Genomic DNA, 24,993 nt, shown 5'->3' with positions numbered 1-24,993 from the left:
AGCTGCCCTGTGGGTCAGCTCCTTTCTATTTTCTAATACCGCTCCCCGAGCTCACGCAAAATAAAATCATAAATCATCTTCGTCCGCTCTTCCTTCGGGTACAGCATAAATTCCTGCCTTTTCGGCACGCGGTGGTCGATTCTGTCTTGGAATTTGGTTCTGAGCCACGCTGTTCGATATACCTGGTTCTCGAACGAATTATAAGAGATCGGCAGCTCCATCGTTTTCCCATTCGAAAACGTCACTTCCGTATCGTCGAATTCAGTCGCTTTGAATTCTTTTACATGCACATGGGAAATCCAGCCGCATTGGGGTCTTGTCGAAGAAAGTGTAGGGAATAAAAAGATTTGGTTCGAAGGGTCCACCATGATTGGCGGCTTGTGTGAAATTTTTGTCACTTCATAAGTTCCTGCTTTTCTTCCCGCATAGCTTGATCCAAAAAATCGGCAGCTTCTGTCGACAATTTGCAGCGGCTTCATGTTGACATAAAACACGCAATCTTTTTCAATAATTTTGGAACAGATTTTGCCGTCTATTTCTTCTGGCAGCACGGCAATTGTTGCGCCGTTCACTTCATACGATTCTAAAGGTGCGTCTGTTTTCTGACTCATATTATGGCCTCCATCCTTTTTCTGCAAAATTTATACTAATAATCTATCATCTGTTTTTATAAAACGACAGGTTTTTTTAACATTTAAGATAAAATCATCTTTTAATGATATTTAATGGTACTAAATTACTAGTAATAAACCGATTTTACTTTCATAAGACTTGCCGGTTTACGGCATTTTGCAGGATATGTCGATAGATTGCCAAGTATTAGTTGTCTAAAAATTATAAAAATTTATTGATTTTTTCGACCGTTATCCATATACTATAAAAAAGGCATTGGGGGGATTCTTTATGAAAGAGAAAAAATCGTACACTGAGCTCATGAAGTCCCGCAACACGCAAAAAACAAAAGAATTCGATGTCACAATGACGGATATTTACATTCAAATGGTGCTCGATGAATCCTTGTATAACCGTCGGCTTGCCATGCTGACGGACCAAATTAACAAAGCCTTGGACGAAAAAGATAAAGATGCGTTTCTTACGCTCTCTAAAGAATATGCAGCGCTCAAGCAGAGCGAATAAGCCAATCCTTCAAGGATTGGCTTTTTATTATCCGTTCACAATTGTTCCGCCATTGACGTGAATCGTCTGTCCTGTGACGTATGTGGAATCGTCGCTGGCAAGGTATAGATAGCTTGGCGCCACTTCGACCGGCTGTCCCGGGCGTTCCATCGGCACGTCTGAACCAAACACTTCCACGTCTTTTGCGGCAAAGCTGGCCGGGATAAGCGGTGTCCAAATGGGCCCCGGTGCCACTGCATTGACCCGTATGCCCTGCTGAACAAGCGACTGGGAAAGGGACCTTGTAAACGTAACAATCGCGCCTTTTGTCGCTGAATAATCGATCAGCGTTTTATTGCCTTTATAGGCGGTAATTGAAGCGGTATTAATGATAGAACTCCCTTTCTTTAAATGAGGCAGCACTGCCTTTGTTAAGTAAAACATGGAAAAAATGTTTGTTTGGAAGGTTCTGATCAGCTGGTGGCTGGTGATTTTTTCAATGCTGGGCTGGACATGCTGCTCAGCTGCATTGTTAACCAATATATCAATGGATGGAAACACTTGGCTTGCCTGCCCGACCACATCATTGCAAAAAGCTTCATCCCCGACATCTCCTGCAATCAGCAGGCATTTTACCCCTTCCTTTTCTACATACTGCTTTGTTTCCTCGGCGTCCTGATGTTCATTCAAATACACAATGACCACATTAGCCCCTTCTTTTGCGAATAACACCGATACAGCGCGTCCAATTCCGCTGTCTCCTCCAGTAATAATAGCGGTTTTGCCCTCTAATTTTTTCGCTTTCTTCGGCTTATCAAAAACCGGACGCGGGTCCATGAGATATTCAAAACCAGGCTGCTGGTTCTGGTGCTGAGGCGGTAATGTTTTCTTTTTTTGATTCGCCAATGAAATCACTCCTTTTCAACCTTATTATGTTATGAACAATGCCTGCTTCCTATGTATGAAAAGATAGAATATGGAAAAATTAAGAATAAATCTGATTGGAGGTATAACGGCTTGGCTAATCAACATTTTGCAAAGGAAGCACCTGAAACATACTGGAAAACATCAACTGACCTGCCTTCTTTTCCTGCGCTTCAAGAGGACACTGAATGTGACATCACCATTATCGGAGGCGGGATTACGGGAATCACAACGGCATATGAACTTACGAAGAGAGGCTTCCGTGTCGTTTTGATTGAAGCAAATCAGGTTCTTAACGGAACCACTGCGCATACAACTGCTAAAGTTACCGCACAGCACGACATGATATACGACGAATTTATCCGCCATTTCGGATTAAACCATGCGAGGCTTTATTATGAAGCAAACCAAAACGCAATTGATTACATAAAAGGCATTGTGGATGAACATCAAATTGATTGCGAATGGATCGAGCAAGACGCATATCTTTATACGGCAAATGAAAACGCTGTTCAAAAAATCCGCACCGAGCATGAGGCATACACAAAGCTCGGAATTGAAAGAGACCTTATCAAGGATCTTCCAATTCCCTTAGGTTCTAAGCTGGCGCTTGTCATGAAGAATCAAGCTCAATTTCACCCGCTTCAATACTTAAAAGCGCTTCTGGAGCAAATTGTTCAAAAAGGCGGCCGAATTTATGAAGAGACCGTTGCGCTTGATATCAAAAAAGGCGAAAGGCCCGAAGTGGTAACAAAAAGCCGGCACGCCATTAAGAGCCGCTTTATCATATGCTGTTCCCACTTCCCTTTTTATGACGGAGGCGGATTATATGCTGCGAGAATGTACTCCGACAGATCTTATGTCCTTGCCATCAAGCCGAAGATCGAGTATCCCGAGGGCATGTATTTGAGTATCGATCAGCCGTCAGTGGCGCTCCGCTATACGGTTGTAAACGGTGAAAAGCTGATTCTCTTCAGCGGAGTAAGCCATAAAACAGGCCAGGGAAAAGACATGTCTACACATTATGAAACACTAAGACAACTGGCCGAAAGCACCATCGGCATCGAAAGCATTCCATATTATTGGTCCACCCAAGATCTAGTGACGATCGACAAAATCCCGTTTATCGGGCCGATGTCGGAAAATGAGGACAATATTCTAGTAGCGACCGGGTTCAAAAAATGGGGCATGACGTCCTCAGCAGTCGCAGCCACTCTATTGTCAGACCTTGTGGAGAAAAAAGACAATCCATACGAAAGCATTTTCACTCCGTCCCGTTTCCATCTGAATCCCGGGTTGCAGAAAGTGATTTCCTACAATGCCGATGTCGCCAAGCATTTGATTAAAGGAAAGCTTGAAAAGCCTGATGTCCAATTTGAAGACATTTCGCCAGGAGAAGGGAAAGCCGTCACCATAAACGGCAGGCGAGCGGGAGCATTTCGGGATGAGACAGGCTGCCTCCATCTCGTTGATACGACTTGTACCCATTTAGGCTGCGAGGTCGAGTGGAACGACAGTGAGCATACGTGGGATTGTCCGTGCCACGGATCACGCTTTAAGCCATCTGGCGAAGTTGTAGAGGGTCCGGCCATTAAACCATTAAAACAAATAGATCTCGATTAAACCGTTCATTTTAATGAACGGTTTTTCAAATATTTTTCATCTGCAGCTTCATTCATGTTTCCCTTGGCCGATAAAAAAGAAAAAGGCTTAAAAAGCCAAAAAGTAAAAATTATATTTTTCCCAAGGGGGATCATTGTATTGTTATTTAAAAAAGACAGAAAACAAGAAACAGCTTACTTTTCAGATTCAAACGGACAGCAAAAAAACCGCATTCAGCTCACAAACAAACATGCAGATGTCAAAAAACAGCTCAAAATGGTCAGGTTGGGAGATGCTGAGCTTTACGTGTTAGAGCAGCTTCAGCCACTCATTCAAGAAAATATCGTATACATCGTCGATGCGTTTTATAAAAACCTTGACCATGAAAGCTCATTGATGGATATCATTAATGATCACAGCTCAGTTGACCGCTTAAAACAAACGTTAAAACGGCATATTCAGGAAATGTTTGCAGGCGTTATCGATGATGAATTCATTGAAAAGCGTAACCGAATCGCCTCCATCCATTTAAAAATCGGCCTTTTGCCAAAATGGTATATGGGTGCGTTTCAAGAGCTTCTTTTGTCAATGATTGACATTTATGAAGCGTCTATTACAAATCAGCAAGAACTGCTAAAAGCCATTAAAGCAACAACAAAAATCTTGAACTTAGAACAGCAGCTTGTCCTTGAAGCGTTTCAAAGCGAGTACAACCAGACCCGTGATGAACAAGAAGAAAAGAAAAACCTTCTTCATCAGAAAATTCAAGAAACCTCTGGATCGATTGCCAATCTGTTTTCAGAAACAAGCAGGTCAGTTCAAGAGCTTGTGGACAAATCTGAAGGCATTTCTCAAGCATCCAAAGCCGGTACTGTAACATCCAGCACTGTTGAAGAAAAGTCGATCGGCGGAAAAAAAGAGCTAGAAGTCCAGCAAAAACAGATGAACAAAATTGACACAAGCCTTGTCCAAATCGAAAAAGAAATGGTCAAGCTGGATGAAATCGCGCAGCAAATTGAAAAAATCTTCGGCATCGTCACAGGCATAGCTGAACAAACAAACCTTCTCTCGCTCAATGCATCTATTGAATCCGCCCGCGCCGGAGAACACGGCAAAGGCTTTGCTGTCGTGGCAAATGAAGTGCGGAAGCTTTCTGAGGACACGAAAAAAACCGTCTCTACTGTTTCTGAGCTTGTGAACAATACGAATACACAAATCAACATTGTATCGAAGCATATCAAAGACGTAAATGAGCTAGTCAGCGAAAGTAAAGAAAAAATGACGCAAATTAACCGCTTATTCGATGAAATCGTCCACAGCATGAAAATCAGCAAAGAGCAATCAGGAAAAATCGACGTCGATCTGCAAGCCTTTCTTGGAGGGCTTCAGGAAGTCAGCCGCGCCGTTTCCCATGTGGCCGCTTCCGTTGATTCGCTTGTCATCCTGACAGAAGAATAACCATCAAAAACCGGTCTGCCATACGGCCGGTTTTTCTGTGTTCATTATGTAAACCAAAATCAAAAATTGGTTGACATGATAATTACCTGCATTTATTGTATAACCATATTTGATTACTGTTTGGAGGATTTCACATGCTGAAATTAATCGACATGATGCATATTGCGATTTTCACCGCACTGATGGCAGTGCTCGGCTTTATGCCCCCTCTCTTCTTATCCTTTACACCCGTTCCGATTACATTGCAAACGCTTGGTGTCATGTTGGCAGGCAGTATCCTCAGGCCAAAGTCTGCTTTCTTAAGCCAGCTTGTCTTTTTGCTGCTCGTCGCCTTCGGAGCGCCGCTGTTGCCCGGCGGACGAGGCGGTTTTGGTGTGTTTTTCGGACCGAGCGCAGGCTTTTTGATTGCTTATCCCCTCGCTTCATGGCTGATCAGTTTAGCCGCTAACAGGCTGCGGAAGGTGACAGTATTGCGTCTCTTTTTCACTCATATCGTATTCGGCATCATCTTTATTTATCTGCTTGGTATACCGGTACAAGCTTTTATCATGCATATTGATTTGTCACAGGCCGCCTTCATGAGCCTTGCATATGTGCCTGGTGATTTGATAAAAGCGGCTGCATCTGCATTTCTGGCGATAAAAATCACTCAAGCCTTGTCTCTTTCTGATACGATGTTTACAAAAGGAGGATGACACTACATGACAATTACTCATACCTATTCATCTACCGCCGAAACATCGCCCGGGCGTGTGGCGATCCAGACTGAATCGGAGCAAATCACGTACCAGGATTGGGCTCGTCTTGTCTTTCAAACCGCAAATTGGCTGAGGTCACAGCCGAGCTTGCCGAATCGTGTGGCGATCCTGCTCCCAAATAGTCTGGCGTTTTTACAGCTGTTTGCCGGAGCCGCAGCGGCTGGATGTACGGCCATTCCCATCGACACACGCTGGAGCCCGGCTGAATGTAAGGAGCGGCTGTCCATAAGCAATGCAGATCTTGTGGTTACTTTAGCCTTTTTTAAAAACAAACTGACAGATAGCCAGACACCTGTTGTATTGCTGGATAACTGTATGGCAGATATTTCTGAAGCAGCCGCTGATCCCTTGCCTACCATTGATCCGGAGCACCCTTTTTATATGGGATTTACGTCGGGCTCGACAGGAAAACCGAAGGCCTTTACGCGATCTCACCGCTCATGGATAGAGAGCTTTACCTGTACAGGAACAGATTTTTCGATTTCATCAAATGATAAGGTTCTGATTCCCGGAACGTTAATGTCCTCTCACTTCCTATATGGGGCTGTCAGCACTTTGTTTCTCGGAGGAACCGTTTGTTTGCTGAAAAAGTTTTCTCCTGCCAAAGCGAAGGAATGGCTGTGCCGTGAATCCATCAGCGTTCTCTATACCGTACCGACGATGACAGACGCCCTCACAAGGATTGAGGGTTTTCCCGACAGTCCCGTCAAAATCATTTCATCCGGCGCAGACTGGCCGGCAGAATCCAAGGAGAAGCTTGCCGCTGCATGGCCTCATCTCAAGCTGTACGATTTTTACGGCACATCAGAGCTTAGTTTTGTGACGTTTTCTTCACCGGAAGACAGCAAACGGAAGCCGCATTCAGCGGGCCGCCCTTTTCATAATGTCCGGATCGAAATCCGCAACCCTGGAGGAGAATGCTGTCAGCCAGGGGAAATCGGAAAAATATTTGTCAAAAGCCCGATGCGGTTTTCCGGCTATGTGAACGGCAGCACACCAGATGAATGGATGACAGTGGATGATATGGGCTATGTTGATGAGGATGGCTTTCTATACATAGCAGGAAGAGAAAACGGGATGATCGTGTACGGAGGATTAAATATTTTCCCAGAAGAAATTGAACGTGTGCTTCTCGCCTGCCCAGAGGTTGAAAGCGCGGCTGTCGTTGGAATGCCGGACGAGTATTGGGGAGAAATCGCTGTAGCTGTCATTCTTGGAAACGCTAATGCCAGAACACTGAAAGCCTGGTGTAAACAGAAATTAGCCTCCTATAAAATCCCGAAAAAATGGGTGTTTGCAGACAGCTTGCCGGAAACGAGCAGCGGAAAAATTGCCCGTTCCAGCGTGAAAAAATGGCTGGAAGAGGCCGTACAGTATAAATGAATGCGGTTATTGTTGATGCAAAACGAACGATCTTTGGAAATCAAAACGGACTGCTGAAGCCCTTCCTGCCGGAGGATTTGGCAGCTCCCATCATCCGCTGTCTCAGCCGAAAGCTAGAGGATCAAGTTGACGAGGTCATTCTCGGAAATGCTACTGGCAGAGGCGGCAACCTCGCCAGACTGTCAGCCCTTCAAGCCGGACTGCCTTTATCGGTTCCCGGAATGACAATTGACAGACAGTGCGGCTCCGGCCTTGAAGCTGTGCGCTATGCCTGCAGCCTTATTCAAGCGGGAGCCGGCACGATGTATATCGCGGGCGGCTCAGAAAGCAGCAGCCAATCCCCTTTTTCAGAACGGGCCCGCTTTTCTCCAGATGCGATCGGCGATCCCGACATGGGAATCGCAGCAGAATATACGGCAGCACGCTATTCCATCAGCAGAAACATGCAGGATGAGTACGCGCTTCTCAGCCATCAACGCAGCAGGAACGCGCATGATGGAGGATTTTACCGTGAAGAAATTGTTCCTCTCGGGGAATTGGAGACAGACGAAGCATTTTTGAAAACACGTCCGATAAAAGCGATTATTCCCCGTGCAAAGCCGGTTTTCGACACCAGCTCCGGAACAGTCACAGCAGCCAACAGCAGCGGCATAGCAGACGGAGCAGCGGCTCTTTTAGTAATGGAAGAAGAAAAAGCGGCAGCCCTGGGACTTAAGCCTGTGCTCCGGTTTATCGGCAGCGCAGTCAGCGGGATTCACCCCAACTATCCGCCCGCGGCACCGGTTGATGCGATCCGTAATCTCTTACATACACACGATGTAACACCTGATGATATCGGTTTATTTGAAATCAATGAAGCCTTTGCCGTCAAAATTTGTGTCTGCTCGCAAGAACTCGGCATTCCCTTTTCAAAAATCAATGTGCGCGGCGGCGCATTAGCTCTTGGCCATCCATACGGTGCATCAGGTGCAGCTCTGGTAACCAGATTGTTTTATGAAGCGAAAAGACGGACAGACTGTCAATATGCTGTTGCAGCCATCGGAAGCGGCGGCGGAATTGGACTGGCTTTATTATTTGAAGTTCTTGCATAGGCTTTTTCATAGGATGCACGCTTTCGATTTAGTATAATAGCGATATGAATAAAGTCAGGAAGGGGATTTTATGACAGCCGTTTGCTTAGTAAGACATGGAGAAACCGATTGGAACCTGCAGCAAAAATGCCAAGGAAAAACCGATATTCCGCTAAACGCAACAGGTGAACGCCAAGCAAGAGAAACCGGAGAATATGTAAAGGACTTTTCTTGGGATATTATTGTGACGAGCCCGCTGAAAAGAGCGAAAAGAACCGCGGAAATTATTAATGAATATTTGCATCTTCCGATTGTCGAGATGGATGATTTTAAGGAACGCGATTACGGCGACGCGGAGGGCATGCCGCTGGAGGAACGGACAAAGCGCTATCCGGATAACATCTATCCGAATATGGAAACGTTAGAAGAACTCACTGACAGGCTGATGGGCGGTTTGGCAAAAGTGAACCAGGCGTACCCAAACCAGAAGGTACTGATCGTGGCGCACGGTGCGGCAATTCACGCACTGCTGACGGAAATATCGGGCGGTGACCCGGAGCTTCAAAGCACGCGCCTCGTCAACGCCTGCCTCAGCAACATTGAATTTGCAGAAGAAAAATGGCGGATAAAAGACTATAATATCAACAGCCACTTATCCGGCTTTATCAAATAAGAAAAAGACAGGCGTTTGCCTGTCTTTTCTTTTATTTCTTAGCAGCCGGCATCTCTTTTTGAAGCTCGTCCAAAATGGCATTCGCCCCGTCTACACTGCGGCGCAGAGACCACACCGCACGGTCCACGTGGTATACATGCCCGTTTTTCACTGCCTTCAGTTTTTTCCAAAGGACATTCTTTTCGATCGGGCGTTTACCGTCGGCGTCGAGGTCATCTGTTTTTCCTGTCATCAGGATGATCACATCCGGATCTGTTTTCAGCAGCTGCTCCAGTGTCATTTTCATATTCACAGAGTCGCCGCCATTGCTTGAATCGCTATTACCTGACGTACTGATTGCATATCGATAGCCGACCTGTGTTAAAAGTCTCGATGTAAAGAAGTTTTCATCCCTGGCCATAATCGTATCATTTGTATTTCCGATCAAAAGCACGGACTGGCTGTTCGCGCTGATTTTCTGCTTTGTCTCGCTAAGCTTTTCTTCATGCGCCGTCAGCTTTTTCTCCATTTCCTTCTCCTTGCCGACTGCTTTTGCAATCGTAAGTGAAGCGTCAATTGTATCCTGATAATCAGCATTTAAATTATTAAGCGCAATCGTCGGCGCTATTTTTTTCAGCTGATCGTACACCTTCTTATGCCTGGTCGTGTCAGCAATAATTAAATCGGGTTTTAATGAAGCGATTTTTTCCATGCTTGGCTGTGAGCGAGTGCCGACAGATGTGTAGCCGTCAATTTTCTTCAGCACATCCTTGTTGATCAGCTGCTTCGCTTTGTTGTCATCGGCAACCCCGACAGGCGTAATGCCGAGATCAAGCAGTGTATCAATAAAACCAAGCTCAAGAACAACAACCCGCTTCGGATGCTCAGGCACATTTGTCTTCCCTAAATCATGTGTTACCGCCACTTTATGTTCTTTACTGTTTTGATTGCCGCTTGAAGACGAGCAAGCAGCCGTTAAGACAGAAAGAAGTAAAACTGTAAGAATAATCAGTGTTTTTTTCATATGTTCCAGTCTCTCCTGTTGGTAGTTTCTATGGTTAAGATGTCCAAGAGTAGTATAACACGGAATGAGAATCATTATCACCAATTATTTTTAAAATGGGAAGAGAAAGTTCCGCTTACATGAAAATCTTGTTTCGCGACACAGCAGTTCAGCAGCTGATCATCCTGTCCACAAAAAAGCTTGCAGAAAAATAACATTCTCTGCAAGCTGATCTTGTTATAGCTTCACAATCACTCTTCCTTGAATGCGATTTTGCAAAATATCTTTTAACGCACCCGGCGTTTCTTCCAATGATACTTCCCTGTCCACGATGGTCAGCAGCTGATCAGGCTTGAGATCAGAAGACATGCGCTCCCAAACAGCGGCTCTGACGTCCATCGGACAGTATACTGAATCGATTCCGAGCAGGCTTACTCCGCGAAGAATAAAAGGATACACCGTTGCCGGAACTTCTCCTCCGCCGGTTAAGCCGCTCACTGCGACAGATCCGCCGTATTGAATTTTGCTTAAAAGCGAGGCAAGCTGTTTTCCGCCGACTGGATCAACCGCTCCCTGCCATTGCTGCTTGGACAGCGCCTTAAGCGTTCCGTCATAGACATCTTCCCTGCTGATTACTTCGCTTGCACCGAGCTGTTTCAAATAATCAGCCGCCTCCCGGTTTCCGGTGCTTGCCACAACATCATAGCCCCGCTTGTTCAGCATCGATACCGCAATTCCGCCGACACCGCCGGTTGCTCCTGTGACTAGCACGCTGCCTTTTTCCGGAGACATACCGTTCTGTTCAAGCCGATGAACTGATAACGCCGCAGTAAATCCCGCCGTTCCGTACACCATCGCTTCTTTTAACGAAAGATTCTGTGGCAAAGGCACCAGCCAGTCACCAGGCACCGAAGCGTATTCACTTAATCCGCCATCACGTGAGACACCGAGCTCATAGCTTGTCGCGATCACCTCATCCCCCTCCGCAAAACGCGGATCATTGGAAGAGACGACCGTACCCGCAGCATCGATGCCTAAAATAAGCGGATACTCTCTGACAATATTGCCTCCTGCTTTTCCGGCCAGACCATCTTTGTAATTGATGCCGGAATAAGCAACTTTAATCAGGACACCATCCTTCGGCAAATCCTCTGTTGATATGGTTTTCACATGGACTGAAACATCATCGGCATTTTTTTCAGCCTGCAATGCTTGAAATAACGTTGACATTCGGCACACTCCTTTTCATTTATATCGTAACCGAAGAACGTTCAAAAAACCAAATCATCAAGCCACAGCTTTCACTTCGCCGGCACATTGAGAGAATAATGGACAAATCCGGTATCCTCTTCATAGCCGTTTTGCTCATACAAGCTTCTTGCCTTCCGGTTGTGGTGCTCAGTCTGAAGCGTTAAACATTTTGCCCCGTTTTCCTCTGCATAATCCTTTGCGGCAGAAAGCAGCCGGCCGCCGGCTCCCTTTGTACGCGCATGAGGAACGACAAATAAGTCATTTAATATGTAGATCCTTTTCATTGACACAGAAGAAAACGTTGGATAGAGCTGGGTAAAGCCTATGAATTCTCCATTTTCTTCTGCTATCAAAATAACAGACTCGTGATTTTTCAAACGAGCTTTCAAAAAAGCCTCCGCCCCTTGCAAATCGGATGCCTGTCTATAAAATTCCCGATATTGGTTAAACAGCGGCGCGAGGGCTGCTGCATCTGATGTCTTTGCTTGGCGAATGTTCATCTCATTTCTTCCTCCCTCTCAATAATTTTTTTATTCTATCCCTTTTCTGTAAAGTTTATTTTTCAGAATACTTTTATCATCATGCTTTGAAAAAATATCACGATAATATCCATTGTTCTCACGGAAGCATATGCAGGTCATTTGAACGAATTTTTTCGACAGGAATTTGCAGGGACTCAGGAGCATTTAACCTAAAAAAGCATGACATTTCAGCATAATGAACATTTACTCATGTCTATTTTCGTTCTTTTCTGTATGAAAATAGTTATTTCGAGTCTCTACGGAAATAGCGAGAGATGATATACCTAAATAGAGATAAAATCATCTCAAAAAAATGGGTCTACTAAAATATTATTCCATCTATTACAATAAATTCACAGAATAGTCTTTTAAGTAAGTCTAATCTGAATTTTTTAAAAGGAGAGGGTAAAGAGTGAGAAGCAAAAAATTGTGGATCAGCTTGTTGTTTGCGTTAACGTTAATCTTTACGATGGCGTTCAGCAACATGTCTGCGCAGGCTGCCGGAAAAAGCAGTACAGAAAAGAAATACATTGTCGGATTTAAGCAGACAATGAGTGCCATGAGTTCCGCCAAGAAAAAGGATGTTATTTCTGAAAAAGGCGGAAAGGTTCAAAAGCAATTTAAGTATGTTAACGCGGCCGCAGCAACATTGGATGAAAAAGCTGTAAAAGAATTGAAAAAAGATCCGAGCGTTGCATATGTGGAAGAAGATCATATTGCACATGAATATGCGCAATCTGTTCCTTATGGCATTTCTCAAATTAAAGCGCCGGCTCTTCACTCTCAAGGCTACACAGGCTCTAACGTAAAAGTAGCTGTTATTGACAGCGGAATTGACTCTTCTCATCCTGACTTAAACGTCAGAGGCGGAGCAAGCTTCGTACCTTCTGAAACAAACCCATACCAGGACGGCAGTTCTCACGGTACGCATGTAGCCGGTACGATTGCCGCTCTTAATAACTCAATCGGTGTTCTGGGCGTAGCGCCAAGCGCATCATTATATGCAGTAAAAGTGCTTGATTCAACAGGAAGCGGCCAATATAGCTGGATTATTAACGGCATTGAGTGGGCCATTTCCAACAATATGGATGTTATCAACATGAGCCTTGGCGGACCTACTGGTTCTACAGCGCTGAAAACAGTCGTTGACAAAGCCGTTTCCAGCGGTATCGTCGTTGCTGCCGCTGCCGGAAACGAAGGTTCGTCCGGAAGCTCAAGCACAGTCGGCTACCCTGCAAAATATCCTTCTACTATTGCGGTAGGTGCGGTAAACAGCAGCAACCAAAGAGCTTCATTCTCAAGCGCAGGTTCTGAGCTTGATGTGATGGCTCCTGGCGTATCCATCCAAAGCACACTTCCTGGAGGCACTTACGGTGCTTACAACGGCACGTCCATGGCGACTCCTCACGTTGCCGGAGCAGCAGCGTTAATTCTTTCTAAGCACCCGACTTGGACAAACGCGCAAGTCCGTGATCGTTTAGAAAGCACTGCAACATATCTTGGAAACTCTTTCTACTATGGAAAAGGGTTAATCAACGTACAAGCAGCTGCACAATAATAGTAAAAAGAAGCAGGTTCCTCCATACCTGCTTCTTTTTATTTGTCAGCATCCTGATGTTCCGGCGCATTCTCTTCTTTCTCCGCATGTTGAATCCGTTCCATGATCGACGGATGGCTGCCTCTGAAAATCTTCACAAGCACCGGAGGATCAACCTGGCTCAGCCCCGTCACGGCCAAATCCTGAAACGTTTTAACAGCGGCTTCTCTGTTCTCTGTCAACTCGATCCCATACTGGTCAGCCTTATTCTCCTGATAACGCGAGACAGCATTAGAAAAAGGCGTCACCGCAAAGCTCAAAACAGAAAACAAAAGCAATAACAGCGGAAGTGCCGCAAGATCATGCCGCCCTTCTAAATGAAACATGCTGCGGGTTAGGCGAACCGTCCGCTTGTAAAGCTTATCAATGACATAAAGTCCGGCGAGCGACACGAGCAAATAGCCAGCCAGACCGATGTAAACGTGCTTCATGACATAATGGCCCATTTCGTGGCCCATAATAAACAGAATTTCTGAATCGTCAAGTTTGTTCAGCGTCGTATCCCACAATACAATCCGTTTATTGGCCCCGATTCCTGTAACATAGGCATTCAGCGCATTTGTTTTTTCTGACATGTTCACTTCATATACATGATCAGCCGGAATATTGGCTTCATCTGCCAGCTCTAAAATTTTGCTTTCAAGCTCTTTGTTTTTCAGCGGATAAAATTCATTGTATAAAGGATCGATAATGACCGGCTGAATAAAAAACAGAAAAAGCGAAAACGGCACTGTTAACAGCCAGGCGTATAACCACCATTTTTTTTCATGCCTTTTGATCAGCCAATAAAATACGAGAACGCAAAGCGTAAAGATTGGAAAGCTGATCCAAAAGCTGATAACCTGATCCTTAGCCCAGCTGGCCGTTGTCTGTGTGGAAATGTTATAGTCAAGCGATACTTGATAGCCTATCCAATCTACAGGCAGCGTCACCAATGTTGTAATCAGCGAAAGCACAAACACAAAACCAACGGTCTGCAAAAAGCGAAAAGGCACGGCCGCTTCCATCCATTTCTTGATTTTCTTTGAAACACCGCTGACAAGCAGAACAAAAAACAGAAACCAATCAAGTGGTACCCCGATAAAAAATAAAAAATTCTTGACATTCGAATACTGCTCGGCCACTGCCAACTCAGACGGCTTCATGAAAGAAGCCGGATCAGCCTGCGTCCCTTTCACGGCTTCCGGTATTGCAGAATCACCCGACAGGAAAAAATACCAATAAAAAAACAGCCCGTACAGCACGTAAGCAAGTCCTGCTGCCGCAATCCACTTGCGCATAACGCCTCACTCCTCACATCAACCCGTTACTTCTATTGTAATCATAAATTCAAATTCTTAGAACCAAGCTGTGTTCCGCACTTTTCCATCCTTTTAAGCATGGAAAACCCGATCGCTGGGAAAACTAACAATGTTTGGAGTGATGCAAATGAAAAAAATAGTGGCAGCCATCGTGGTAATCGGTCTTGTGTTTATAGCATTTTTTTATCTTTACAGCCGATCAGGCGATGTGTATCAATCGGTAGACGCGGATTTGATCACACTGTCTTCAAGCGGCCAGGAAGATATCGAGATTGAAAAAAGACAGCACGTCAAAGATATGCTGGATATTATGAATCAGGGAAAACAGGTGAAGACAGAAAAAACATCAGCCCCTGATTACGAAGGGACAATCAAGTTTCATAAAGACCGGTATGACTCATTCAGACTATGGATTGACGACAGCCAGCAAGCCGTTTTTTCGAAGGATGGCACATACTACAAATTAAGCAAAAATGATACAAAGGCGCTGCTAAATATTATTAAAAAAGAAGCAAAGGATTGAAAATGAAAAAGCGAAGCTAACCGCTTCGCTTTTTCATTTTATTGGGGCAAAATATCTCTCAGTGCCCGTCTGAGCATTTTCCCCGTCGCATTTTTCGGAATATCGTCAAGAAACGTAATGGCGGCAGGCCGCTTGTATTTTGCCAGATGCTTTTCGCAGTGCTGCATGATGTCCTCCTCTGTTACCCCAGAGCGTTTCGGCACCACATATCCCTTTACCGCTTCCCCGCTTTGGGGGTCCGGCACGCCGATGACAACCGCCTCCTTGACGTCCGGATGGCTGTACAGCACCTCCTCCACCTCCCGCGGATACACATTGTATCCTCCTACAATGATCATGTCTTTTTTCCGGTCAACAATGTAAAAATAGCCGTCCTCATCCCGTCTTGCCAAGTCCCCCGTATAAAGCCACCCGTCTTTTAATGCATGCTCTGTTTCCATCGGCATTTTATAATAGCCCTTCATCACATTGGGGCCTTTCACGATCAATTCGCCGACCTGGTGAGCGGGCAGCTCGCGTCCGAGCGGATCTACGACCTTGTTTTCGACATGTAAGATACTTGTCCCGATGGAGCCCGGCTTCCTGCCCCTGTCAAACGGGTTAAAGCACGTAACGGGTGATGCTTCCGAGAGCCCGTATCCTTCCAAAATGGTAACGCCGAATTTTTCTTCAAACGCCGTCAGCAACGCGACTGGCATGGCCGCGCCTCCCGAAATGCACAGCCGGATCGAAGAAAAATCATCTTTCTTTCCGTTTTCATGCTGAAACAAGTAATTATACATCGTAGGTACACCGGCAAAAATGGTCGCCTGCTGCTGCTTAACAAGCTTAAAAACAGATGCCGGACTGAATTGAGGCTCAATCAAGACAGTTGCGCCGCTCATCAGCGGTGCATTCATGCAGACGGTTAAACAAAACACGTGAAACATGGGAAGAGCGCAGACTACATTGTCCTTCTCATCCATTCCCAAATAGCCTGCGACATCGTTGGCATTGCTGTACAAATTCTGATGAGTCAGCATCGCGCCTTTCGGTTTTCCAGTCGTTCCTGACGTATATAAAATAACCGCGGTATCATCAGGGACAAGTTCTTGGTTTTGTTTAGCGGCAGATGTCGGCCGCAATATTTTTGCAAACGTTGTCATTTTCATCCTGACCTCTGGGTCCGCGGCTTCCGGCTCGGCCTCCCCCGTCTGGCATAAAATGACGAGCTCAACCTTTGGCAGCGATTCATGCATGCTCTCATAAAGCGGCAAAAGCTGGCTAACGCCCACGATTGCCTTTACATCACCATTTGTCAGCATATAACCAATTTCTGTCGGCGTGTACAACGGATTGATGGGAACAACCACGATCCCAGCTTTTAAAGCGCCAAAAAACGCGATGATAAAATCAGGCGAATTGCCAAGCAGCAAAGCTAGATGGTCCCCTTTCTCCATACCGGCTTCCTGAAGGCCGTCCGCAAATCGCTGAATATGTTCATTCAGCTCTTGATACGTCATCATGTGATCTTTAAACCTGCATGCGATGCTGTCGGGCTTCTCAGATGCTGTTTCTTCCAATTTTGAAACAAGATTCATTCTCCCACCCCTTAAAGTGAATGAATAGTCATTCATTATTGAAGCCAAGCTTTCTCCTCCATTATAGAGAAACAGAAAAAAACACTCAAGAGCAAAAAGCCCTGAGTGTCAGTACTGTCATAGTTTCTTCAATGCTTCGGCAATCGGCATATCTCCTTCTGTCAGATCAAAGGCCCGATTTTCCGTATTCTTCTCATCTAAAGAGGCAATGACCGTTTTTGCAACGTCATCACGGGAAATAAATCCCCGCTCCAGATCCTTCGCTGCTGAAACAGTTCCCGTTCCAGGCTCATTGCGAAGGCCTCCCGGACGGATAATCGTATAGGTTAAACCGCTCGCGTCCAGAATTTTATCAGCATAATGCTTGGCCACATAATAAGGTTTGAGTGCCTCATTCCAATTTTCACGGTTATGGGCTTGCAGGGCGCTGACCATAATAAACCGTTTGATTCCGGCAATGTCCGCAGCTTCAATGGCTTTTGCCGCTCCATCAAGATCCACCAGCAGCGTTTTATCATAGCCTGTGCTGCCGCCGGAACCGGCTGTGAAAATGATCGCGTCACAGCCTTTTGCCGCAGCGGCGATTTCTTCCGGGCTGCCCTCCAGATTCGCAAGCACAGCTTCTGCACCGGCAGCTTCAAGAGACGCTTTCTGTTCTTCTTTTCTGACCATCGCTCTGATGGAATGATCAGGATTATCTTGGAATAAAGAGACGAGTCTTTGCCCGATTTGTCCGTTCGCTCCGATTAAAAACACTTTCATGTGAATCCCTCCTGCCTCCATTATTTCAAAAACACAACCGCTCTTTCAAACGATGTGTTTTGCCTTAATAAATCAGATCAAGGAAATCCTCTTTCGTAATGTTCCCAAAGTAATGCTTGAGATTCACACCTTCGAGCACATCAGCGATGACGCTGCGTTCGTATTGTTTTCCGACCAGCAGGTTTTCAATTTCAGATACATCACCGACACCGAAGAAATCTCCGAAGATTTTGCAGTCCTCGATTTTGCCTTTCTTGACCTCCAGGCGCAAATCGATCGATCCAACCGGATAACGTTTCGAATGATTAAGGTTAAATTTCGGCGAGCGGCCGTAGTTCCAATCCCAATTCTGATAGCGCTCTTTCGAAATTTGATGAATGGTCTCCCAATCTTTTTCCGTCAGCTTATACTCCGGCACGTTTCCAATGTCGTTTGTGTTAAAAATATGGCGAAGCAAATGGCTGCGGAATTCTTCGGTGGTCATTTTATCATCGAGAAACTCACTGATGTTTGCTACTCGGCTTCTGATCGATTTGATGCCTTTTGATTCAATTTTATCCTTTTTCACCTTTAATGCTGATACAACATGATCAATGGCTGAATCAAACATGAGGGTGCCGTGGCTGAAAATACGGCCTTTCGTTGCAAACTGAGCGTTTCCGGATATTTTCCGGCCATCCACTACAATGTCGTTCCGGCCGCTTAATTCGGCTTCAACTCCAAGCTGATGTAACGCCTGAATCACCGGCTCAGTGAATTTTTTAAAGTTATGAAAGCTGTCCCCGTCATCCTTGGTAATAAAGCTGAAGTTCAAGTTCCCCAGATCATGGTACACAGCGCCCCCGCCTGATAAACGGCGGACGACGATAATCCCGTTTTCCTCTACATATTTTGTATTGATTTCTTCTATTGTATTTTGGTTTTTCCCAATGATAATAGACGGTTGATTCACATAAAAGAGCAAATATTGCTGTTCAGGGTCTAAATGCTTTACACAGTACTCCTCGATAGCAAGATTGATCCGCGGATCATTGATATTTTGATTGTCTATAAATAACATGGTGCTCCTCCTTTATCCTTCCCACACAAAGCCTGATTTCGCAATATTCACTTCTCCGTTAAAAACGGTTTTCGCTTCTTTGCGAAGATTGTCATGCACGCCAAAATGCGGCAAATGTGTCAGCAGCAGTTCTCCCGCTCCGGCTTCTTTTGCAATGCGCCCGGCTTCCAGGCTGTTCATATGGCCTGCACTTGTTCCGTCTTGATCGGCATAAAAATTGCATTCCGAGATCAATAAATCAGCATCTTTCGAAAACGGTATAAATGAATCCTGATAGCTGGAATCAGCAGTATAAACGACAGTGTGGCTGTCGTCAGTAATCCGCATGGCATAGCACGTCACCGGGTGAATCGTTTTTAAAAAGGTGATCGTAAACGGACCGGCAGTCAGCGGCTGATCCGGCTGATAGGCGATCCCTTTTGTATGTGTTTTATATGTAAGCTTTTGAAACTGTTCTATATCAGCATCATGTCCGTAAATCGGAAGCGTATGCTCTCCTTTGCCGAGAAACGAACCGACTTGCTTGGCAAATTGCAGCGGCCCGATATCAGCGATATGGTCATGGTGATAATGAGACAGAACGACCGCATCCAGCTTTTCCGCCGGCACATATCCGAACAGCTTAGACAAAACGGCACTGCCGCAATCAACAAGCAGAGAGTAATCACCTGACTGAAACAAATAGCCTGACGTCGCTTCATTTGCGGCCGGAAAACCGCCATAGCATCCGATAACTGTAACTTTCATAATGTCCTCCTATCTTTTCAAAAAAATTGATCCTCCTTCAATATACCCATTTTTCTTGAAAAAAGCATGTTTTAAACATTGTATCAAAACAGTTATTGATTTTTGCAATCTGTTATATTACAATGAAATCACTACAAAGGGGAAAGAGGGATTGGTTATGCTGGGGAAAATCACAGAATTTTTTAGAAACCTGCCTTCGAAAAAGTGTGCGGAATGCGGAAAAAAGATAGAAGAGCAGCATGAGTGCTATGGTAATATTTGCAATGACTGTATAAAAGTAAACGATTTGTAATGAGCGAAAATCCCGCGCCTTACGCGTGGGATTTTCTTATTTTTTCACATATCTCTTAATTTTGAAATAATAGTCAGGTTAGGTCAAAGCTCACCTGTTTTTAGATAATTCTGGTGATTATCATAATGTCATTGAATATTCTTTATTTTCGAAATATAATTTACTATAGACGAATTGATTTCTTATCTATTATAATTTGATCTAATAGTGAGATTAAATATATGTCTATTCATGATATATGTTGATACTTTGTTTTTTGGGAGGTAATCTATGAAAAGAATTAAGTTTGGATTAGCCACACAAATATTCGTTGGACTTATTCTAGGTGTCATTGTTGGCGTCATTTGGTATGGCAACCCAGCATTGCCTACTTACCTGCAGCCAATCGGGGATCTCTTTTTACGCTTAATCAAAATGATAGTGATTCCTATTGTTGTCTCCAGCTTAATCATCGGTGTAGCCGGTGCAGGAAATGGAAAGCAAGTCGGTAAATTAGGCTTCAGAACGATTCTGTACTTCGAGATCATCACGACTTTTGCCATTATTCTCGGACTAGCCCTTGCAAACATCTTCCATCCGGGTACAGGAGTTAATATACACGAAGCTCAAAAATCGGACATTAGTCAATATGTTGAAACTGAAAAAGAACAAAGTAATAAATCAGTGGCGGAAACGTTCCTCCATATTGTGCCGACAAACTTCTTCCAGTCATTGGTCGAAGGGGATCTTCTAGCCATCATCTGCTTTACAGTACTATTTGCATTGGGTATTTCCGCGATCGGTGAAAGAGGCAAGCCTGTATTAGCCTTTTTTGAAGGTGTATCCCATGCCATGTTCCACGTTGTAAACCTTGTGATGAAAGTGGCGCCATTCGGCGTTTTCGCTCTTATCGGAGTGACTGTGTCTAAATTCGGACTCGGTTCTCTTATCTCTCTCGGAAAGCTCGTCGGATTGGTTTATGTCGCGCTTGCTTTCTTCTTAATTGTTATTTTCGGGATTGTCGCAAAAATTGCCGGCATCAGCATCTTCAAGTTCCTTGCTTACATGAAGGACGAAATCTTACTGGCGTTCAGTACGTCCAGCTCTGAAACGGTTCTTCCGCGCATCATGGAAAAAATGGAGAAAATCGGATGTCCGAAAGGCATTGTTTCATTTGTCATTCCGATCGGTTACACGTTTAACTTAGACGGTTCCGTTCTCTATCAATCTATTGCCGCACTCTTTTTAGCACAGGTATATGGCATTGATTTGACGATTTGGCACCAGATTACGCTTGTGCTCGTCTTAATGGTGACATCTAAAGGGATGGCTGCCGTGCCTGGTACTTCTTTTGTTGTCTTGCTTGCAACGCTTGGCACCATCGGCGTTCCGGCTGAAGGACTTGCCTTTATTGCCGGCGTAGACCGCATCATGGATATGGCACGTACAGTTGTCAACCTGACTGGTAACGCGCTTGCTGCCGTTGTGATGTCTAAATGGGAAGGCATGTTTAATCCTGCGAAAGCAGAAACTGTTATGTCCCAATCGAAAACAGAACAAAACGCAACCATTTCTGGTTAATGAAAAGCCTGCGGGGTTCTTGCCCCGCAGGCTTTTTTTAATCTTTAACAAGCACAAACAGCTCTGTAATCAAAACAGTATCCTCATTCAGCTCCAGTTCACCGCTTTTGATCAGTTCCGCCCATGCCATCCGATGATCCTCTTGAAACTCCTCAATTCGGTCTCCATTGCCCTCTCCTTTGACTAACCTCATATCAGGCGCACCAAAGGTGGTTTCAAAGACATCTGTTACTTTTATATTGCATCTTGGATTGTCATGTTTATCATAAACGGTAACAAGCTGACCCGCTGTTTGATAAACGTCCCTCAATTCATCTTTTGAATACAATGATTTCGGCGCGCACGTGGCGGTTTTTTCTCCGGCAAGGATCTGCTGAATCAGCTGTTCTCCCAACCCGTCATCACCTTCCCAGCCGAATGTGCTTTTCAGCTTATAAATCTTCATTGGTCCTCCCCCTTATACCATTGGTGACTGTACATAGTAATACAGAAGCTTAGCGGTATGGCGAAGAGATGATTTATGGGTGCGTTCAAATGCATGAGAAGCGTCAATTCCCGGCCCTATGAGGCCATGCACAATATCATGCCCGGATTTGATCGCTGCTGACGCATCAGACCCGTAGTACGGATATATATCAAGCTTATAGTCGATATGATGCTTCTCGGCTAATTGAACTAAATGCTTTCTGAGCTGATAATGATACGGCCCGCTCGCATCCTTCACACAGATTGATACTGAATATTCATCAGTCGCCTGCCCGTCACCGATAGCCCCCATATCAACCGCCAAATATTCAACTGTTTCAGGAGGAATATTCGAATTCCCGCCGTAACCGATTTCTTCATTATTGGAAATAAGAAAATGGGTTGTATACGGCAGCTCAATGTCTTCTGTTTGAATTTGATGAATTAAGCGGAGCAATAAGGCGACGCTTGCTTTGTCATCCAAATGGCGCGATTTAATAAATCCGCTTGATGTGATCTCGACACGGGGATCAAACGACACAAAGTCTCCGACACCAATGCCAAGCTCCTCCGTATCTTTCCGGCAGTGAACTGGTTCATCTAGGCGGATCTCCATATTCTCTTGATTCCGCTCAGTCTTTCCCGCGTCTTTGTATACGTGCACAGACGTTTGATGCATTAAAATTGTGCCTGTGTACGTTTTTCCCGAGGCGGTTTCAATTTGGCAATACTCCCCCTCAATTGAGTTGTAGCGAAACCCGCCGATTAAGTCGATTTTCAGCCGGCCGTCCGCTTTAATCTCCTTCACCATAGCGCCGAGGGTGTCAACGTGCGCTGTCAGCATGCGATGCCGGGATGTGTCGCGTCCTGGAAGCGTTGCAATTAAGCCGCCCTTGTGGTTCCGAACCGTTTCTACCTTCCATTCTTTTAAAAGGCTTTCAATATAATTGATCACCTCATATGTATTTCCTGTCGGGCTTGGGATCGATACAAGTTCTTTAATGAGCTCCATCGTTTTACGTACGGACGTCATAGGGCATTCCTCCTTTTATTTTCTACTTAAAATATACTCTTTTCCCGAGGGACCCGTCCAATCTTTTCCTATCAATCTCTCATATGCTGTAGAGAGCATGGGAAGAGGAGGGATTTCTATGTGCTGTCGTCATTCACATGAACAGAAATGTCGTTGTCACGATTGGTTCGATGATTTTTGGTTCTTTGACGAGTGGTTCGATAAAGATTTCCACGACCATTGCAAGAAAAAGAAAGAATGCCATGACCCTTGCGAGAAGAAGAAAAAGAAACACCATTGTTTCTCTTGTAAAAAACACAGACATTCTTGCTGTCATTGCTAAAGACTGAATCAGAAATATTCTGATAACCCATGCTTAATGAATATTTCCATTCACATTTTTCCAAGCGGGCATTGCTGCTGCTTGGACCTTTTATTGAAACACCCTTTTTGCTTTTACAATCCAATAAACTGATAAAGCCGCTATAAGAGCAACAATGATTTCAACAGCTGCAGCATGCTCTATGATTCCTCTTTGATATAAAACCGCCGGTACATTAAACAGTGCATGTAAAAGAATAGAATACAACAAAAACAGCGGCCGGCGGCTTTTAACCGCGTACAAAACAAGCAGAGACAGACCAATCTGGACGGCAATGGCACTGATTCTTTCTATTCCGCCCAGCATCCATTCATACGAAGGAGTATGCAGCAGCTGCTCCTGTATCGGCAAAAGCGCCTGTTTGACGTCGCCATTGACCAAAAGCTGTTCAAACGTCCCGCTATTGATTGCAAATGCATATACAATAAGTGAGATAGAGGACAAGCCTGTAATCAAGATGGCTTCAAGCCCGCCATGGCCTGCCCCGAAAGCCAGACCATCTGCCCAAGTATGATGGCGCTTCATAAAAAATCGCATCATCATATACCTTCCGCACTCCTCAAAAATGCCGGCCATCAAGCAGCCGTAAATGCCATACCATAATGGATGTTGCATCGCTTCTTTCGTCATTTCATTCACTTGCAGTACATAAACATGAACGCCGCCTTCCAGCAGCTGAGCGAAGACAAAAAACGTGAGAGCGCCAATAAAAAACACTTTAAGCGAGGCGCCATACTTTCGCTTAAACCATACAATCAGCCCGATTGGCAACAGAAACGCAGTAGCCCCGGATAATGCCAAAAAGACTACTGCTTCTTGACTGACCATTTTTCAGCCTCCTTTTTCTTTTTCATAGATTCCCTATTCTACACTTCTCTTTTTTTGTAAAAAAACCTTCTTTTTAGTACCAGATACTAATATCTAGTGTTATAATCTGACCATAAGGAGTGATTCATATGTCAAAAGCAAAAATTACAGCTATCGGCACCTATGCGCCGAGCAGACGTTTAACCAATGCAGATTTAGAAAAGATCGTTGATACCTCTGATGAATGGATCGTTCAGCGCACAGGAATGAGAGAACGCCGGATTGCGGATGAACATCAATTTACCTCTGATTTATGCATAGAAGCGGTGAAGAATCTCAAGAGCCGTTATAAAGGAACACTTGATGATGTCGATATGATCCTCGTTGCCACAACCACATCCGATTACGCCTTTCCGAGTACGGCATGCCGCGTACAGGAATATTTCGGCTGGGAAAGCACCGGCGCGCTGGATATTAATGCGACATGCGCCGGGCTGACTTACGGCCTCCATTTGGCAAATGGATTGATCACATCAGGCCTTCATCAAAAAATTCTCGTGATCGCCGGAGAGACGTTATCAAAGGTAACGGATTATACCGATCGAACGACATGCGTTCTGTTCGGCGATGCCGCGGGTGCGCTGTTAGTGGAACGAGATGAAGAGACGCCGGGATTTCTTGCGTCTGTACAAGGAACAAGCGGGAACGGCGGCGATATTTTGTATCGTGCCGGACTGCGAAATGAAATAAACGGTGTGCAGCTCGTCGGTTCTGGAAAAATGGTGCAAAACGGACGCGAGGTATATAAATGGGCCGCAAGAACCGTCCCTGGCGAATTTGAACGGCTTTTACATAAAGCAGGACTCAGCTCTGATGATCTCGATTGGTTTGTTCCTCACAGCGCCAACTTGCGCATGATCGAGTCAATTTGTGAAAAAACACCGTTCCCGATTGAAAAAACGCTCACTAGTGTTGAGCACTACGGAAACACGTCTTCGGTTTCAATTGTTTTGGCGCTCGATCTCGCAGTGAAAGCCGGGAAGCTGAAAAAAGATCAAATCATTTTGCTTTTCGGGTTTGGCGGCGGATTAACCTATACAGGATTGCTTATTAAATGGGGAATGTAACAAAAAAAGAACTTGTTTCCAAGGAAACAAGTTCTTTTTC

26 protein-coding genes and 1 pseudogene are annotated in these 24,993 nt (G+C 44.9%); 14 read left to right on the top strand and 13 right to left on the bottom strand.

What is annotated here, in order from left to right; translation table 11 throughout:
* Nucleotides 1-32: 32 nt before the first annotated feature.
* On the bottom strand, nucleotides 33-611 hold the full coding sequence (gene comK / locus CW370_RS00950; RefSeq protein WP_003245329.1) for a competence transcription factor ComK: 579 nt from the start codon (nucleotides 609-611) through the stop codon (nucleotides 33-35).
* A 292-nt stretch (nucleotides 612-903) separates the two neighbouring features.
* On the opposite strand from comK, the gene CW370_RS00945 reads away from it, so the two are divergent.
* Complete coding sequence (locus CW370_RS00945) at nucleotides 904-1,137, top strand: IDEAL domain-containing protein (RefSeq protein WP_003233142.1); 234 nt, start codon at nucleotides 904-906, stop codon at nucleotides 1,135-1,137.
* Between the two features lie 27 nt (nucleotides 1,138-1,164).
* Here the strand turns inward: CW370_RS00945 and CW370_RS00940 are convergent, their stop codons facing one another.
* Nucleotides 1,165-2,022, bottom strand: a complete 858-nt coding sequence (locus tag CW370_RS00940) for an SDR family oxidoreductase (protein WP_003245662.1) — start codon at nucleotides 2,020-2,022, stop codon at nucleotides 1,165-1,167.
* 111 nt (nucleotides 2,023-2,133) lie between these two features.
* Between CW370_RS00940 and CW370_RS00935 the strand changes: the two genes are divergently transcribed.
* The 7 genes and pseudogenes from CW370_RS00935 (at nucleotide 2,134) to phoE (ending at nucleotide 8,984) form a co-directional block, all read left to right on the top strand.
* Entirely contained in the window at nucleotides 2,134-3,663 is a 1,530-nt protein-coding gene (locus CW370_RS00935; RefSeq protein WP_014476355.1) for an FAD-dependent oxidoreductase, read from the top strand.
* A 54-nt stretch (nucleotides 3,664-3,717) separates the two neighbouring features.
* Nucleotides 3,718-4,344 (top strand): annotated as a pseudogene (locus tag CW370_RS21790) (protoglobin domain-containing protein); the annotation flags it as partial.
* A gap of 240 nt (nucleotides 4,345-4,584) precedes the next feature.
* Entirely contained in the window at nucleotides 4,585-5,100 is a 516-nt protein-coding gene (locus tag CW370_RS21785) for a methyl-accepting chemotaxis protein (RefSeq protein WP_326255844.1), read from the top strand.
* A 134-nt stretch (nucleotides 5,101-5,234) separates the two neighbouring features.
* Entirely contained in the window at nucleotides 5,235-5,795 is a 561-nt protein-coding gene (locus CW370_RS00925) for a biotin transporter BioY (RefSeq protein WP_029945989.1), read from the top strand.
* Nucleotides 5,796-5,801: 6 nt separating this feature from the next.
* A complete protein-coding gene (locus tag CW370_RS00920) occupies nucleotides 5,802-7,241 on the top strand; it encodes an acyl-CoA synthetase (RefSeq protein ID WP_024573488.1) in 1,440 nt (479 codons plus the stop codon).
* Entirely contained in the window at nucleotides 7,238-8,332 is a 1,095-nt protein-coding gene (locus tag CW370_RS00915; protein ID WP_101169441.1) for an acetyl-CoA C-acyltransferase, read from the top strand. Before CW370_RS00920 ends, CW370_RS00915 begins: the two co-directional genes overlap by 4 nt.
* 70 nt (nucleotides 8,333-8,402) lie before the next feature.
* Complete coding sequence (gene phoE, locus CW370_RS00910; RefSeq protein ID WP_014476350.1) at nucleotides 8,403-8,984, top strand: phosphatase PhoE; 582 nt, start codon at nucleotides 8,403-8,405, stop codon at nucleotides 8,982-8,984.
* A 31-nt stretch (nucleotides 8,985-9,015) separates the two neighbouring features.
* Here phoE and CW370_RS00905 read toward each other — a convergent pair whose 3' ends face one another.
* The 3 genes from CW370_RS00905 to CW370_RS00895 form a co-directional block, all read right to left on the bottom strand.
* Nucleotides 9,016-9,987 (bottom strand): ABC transporter substrate-binding protein, encoded by a 972-nt coding sequence (locus CW370_RS00905; RefSeq protein ID WP_003233159.1) that lies wholly within the window; start codon nucleotides 9,985-9,987, stop codon nucleotides 9,016-9,018.
* A gap of 216 nt (nucleotides 9,988-10,203) precedes the next feature.
* On the bottom strand, nucleotides 10,204-11,196 hold the full coding sequence (locus CW370_RS00900) for an NADPH:quinone oxidoreductase family protein (RefSeq protein WP_029946220.1): 993 nt from the start codon (nucleotides 11,194-11,196) through the stop codon (nucleotides 10,204-10,206).
* Between the two features lie 71 nt (nucleotides 11,197-11,267).
* Nucleotides 11,268-11,717 carry a GNAT family N-acetyltransferase gene (locus CW370_RS00895; RefSeq protein WP_024573577.1) on the bottom strand — a complete coding sequence of 150 codons (450 nt, stop codon included), beginning with the start codon at nucleotides 11,715-11,717 and terminating at the stop codon, nucleotides 11,268-11,270.
* Nucleotides 11,718-12,150: 433 nt separating this feature from the next.
* On the opposite strand from CW370_RS00895, the gene aprE reads away from it, so the two are divergent.
* Entirely contained in the window at nucleotides 12,151-13,296 is a 1,146-nt protein-coding gene (gene aprE / locus CW370_RS00890) for a subtilisin AprE (protein WP_029726299.1), read from the top strand.
* A 38-nt stretch (nucleotides 13,297-13,334) separates the two neighbouring features.
* On the opposite strand, the gene CW370_RS00885 is transcribed toward aprE, so the two are convergent.
* Nucleotides 13,335-14,615 carry a M48 family metallopeptidase gene (locus CW370_RS00885; RefSeq protein ID WP_024572531.1) on the bottom strand — a complete coding sequence of 427 codons (1,281 nt, stop codon included), beginning with the start codon at nucleotides 14,613-14,615 and terminating at the stop codon, nucleotides 13,335-13,337.
* A gap of 148 nt (nucleotides 14,616-14,763) precedes the next feature.
* Between CW370_RS00885 and CW370_RS00880 the strand changes: the two genes are divergently transcribed.
* Entirely contained in the window at nucleotides 14,764-15,159 is a 396-nt protein-coding gene (locus tag CW370_RS00880; protein WP_017695352.1) for a hypothetical protein, read from the top strand.
* A 38-nt stretch (nucleotides 15,160-15,197) separates the two neighbouring features.
* On the opposite strand, the gene lcfB is transcribed toward CW370_RS00880, so the two are convergent.
* The 4 genes from lcfB to CW370_RS00860 all read right to left on the bottom strand — a co-directional run bounded on the left by lcfB (nucleotide 15,198) and on the right by CW370_RS00860 (nucleotide 19,308).
* Complete coding sequence (gene lcfB, locus CW370_RS00875; protein WP_024572532.1) at nucleotides 15,198-16,739, bottom strand: long-chain-fatty-acid--CoA ligase LcfB; 1,542 nt, start codon at nucleotides 16,737-16,739, stop codon at nucleotides 15,198-15,200.
* Nucleotides 16,740-16,856: 117 nt separating this feature from the next.
* The gene (locus tag CW370_RS00870; protein WP_024572533.1) at nucleotides 16,857-17,501 is read right to left on the bottom strand and encodes an SDR family oxidoreductase; all 645 of its coding nucleotides are present in this window, start codon (nucleotides 17,499-17,501) and stop codon (nucleotides 16,857-16,859) included.
* 64 nt (nucleotides 17,502-17,565) lie between these two features.
* Nucleotides 17,566-18,561: a lipoate--protein ligase LplJ gene (gene lplJ / locus CW370_RS00865; protein WP_014479356.1), complete on the bottom strand. Its 996-nt coding sequence runs from the start codon at nucleotides 18,559-18,561 to the stop codon at nucleotides 17,566-17,568.
* Nucleotides 18,562-18,573: 12 nt separating this feature from the next.
* Entirely contained in the window at nucleotides 18,574-19,308 is a 735-nt protein-coding gene (locus CW370_RS00860; RefSeq protein WP_024572534.1) for an MBL fold metallo-hydrolase, read from the bottom strand.
* 157 nt (nucleotides 19,309-19,465) lie between these two features.
* Between CW370_RS00860 and yhfH the strand changes: the two genes are divergently transcribed.
* Nucleotides 19,466-19,600: a protein YhfH gene (gene yhfH / locus CW370_RS00855; protein ID WP_003244802.1), complete on the top strand. Its 135-nt coding sequence runs from the start codon at nucleotides 19,466-19,468 to the stop codon at nucleotides 19,598-19,600.
* Between the two features lie 270 nt (nucleotides 19,601-19,870).
* A complete protein-coding gene (gene gltT, locus CW370_RS00850) occupies nucleotides 19,871-21,160 on the top strand; it encodes a glutamate/proton symporter GltT (RefSeq protein WP_003245579.1) in 1,290 nt (429 codons plus the stop codon).
* Between the two features lie 37 nt (nucleotides 21,161-21,197).
* Here the strand turns inward: gltT and CW370_RS00845 are convergent, their stop codons facing one another.
* Both CW370_RS00845 and CW370_RS00840 read right to left on the bottom strand, forming a co-directional pair.
* Nucleotides 21,198-21,605, bottom strand: coding sequence for an ASCH domain-containing protein (locus CW370_RS00845; protein ID WP_003233192.1), 408 nt, complete (start codon nucleotides 21,603-21,605; stop codon nucleotides 21,198-21,200).
* Nucleotides 21,606-21,617: 12 nt separating this feature from the next.
* Nucleotides 21,618-22,658: a M42 family metallopeptidase gene (locus tag CW370_RS00840; RefSeq protein ID WP_024572535.1), complete on the bottom strand. Its 1,041-nt coding sequence runs from the start codon at nucleotides 22,656-22,658 to the stop codon at nucleotides 21,618-21,620.
* Nucleotides 22,659-22,795: 137 nt separating this feature from the next.
* Between CW370_RS00840 and CW370_RS00835 the strand changes: the two genes are divergently transcribed.
* The gene (locus CW370_RS00835; protein ID WP_003245634.1) at nucleotides 22,796-22,987 is read left to right on the top strand and encodes a hypothetical protein; all 192 of its coding nucleotides are present in this window, start codon (nucleotides 22,796-22,798) and stop codon (nucleotides 22,985-22,987) included.
* Between the two features lie 83 nt (nucleotides 22,988-23,070).
* Here CW370_RS00835 and CW370_RS00830 read toward each other — a convergent pair whose 3' ends face one another.
* Nucleotides 23,071-23,847 (bottom strand): YhfC family intramembrane metalloprotease, encoded by a 777-nt coding sequence (locus CW370_RS00830; RefSeq protein WP_101169440.1) that lies wholly within the window; start codon nucleotides 23,845-23,847, stop codon nucleotides 23,071-23,073.
* A gap of 128 nt (nucleotides 23,848-23,975) precedes the next feature.
* On the opposite strand from CW370_RS00830, the gene fabHB reads away from it, so the two are divergent.
* On the top strand, nucleotides 23,976-24,953 hold the full coding sequence (gene fabHB, locus CW370_RS00825) for a beta-ketoacyl-ACP synthase III FabHB (RefSeq protein WP_024572537.1): 978 nt from the start codon (nucleotides 23,976-23,978) through the stop codon (nucleotides 24,951-24,953).
* The last annotated feature ends 40 nt before the right edge of the window (nucleotides 24,954-24,993 follow it).

The sequence above is a fragment of the Bacillus sp. SN32 genome, from assembly GCF_002837495.1.
Classification (GTDB): domain Bacteria; phylum Bacillota; class Bacilli; order Bacillales; family Bacillaceae; genus Bacillus; species Bacillus subtilis.
This window is presented reverse-complemented; position numbering and strand designations above follow the sequence as displayed.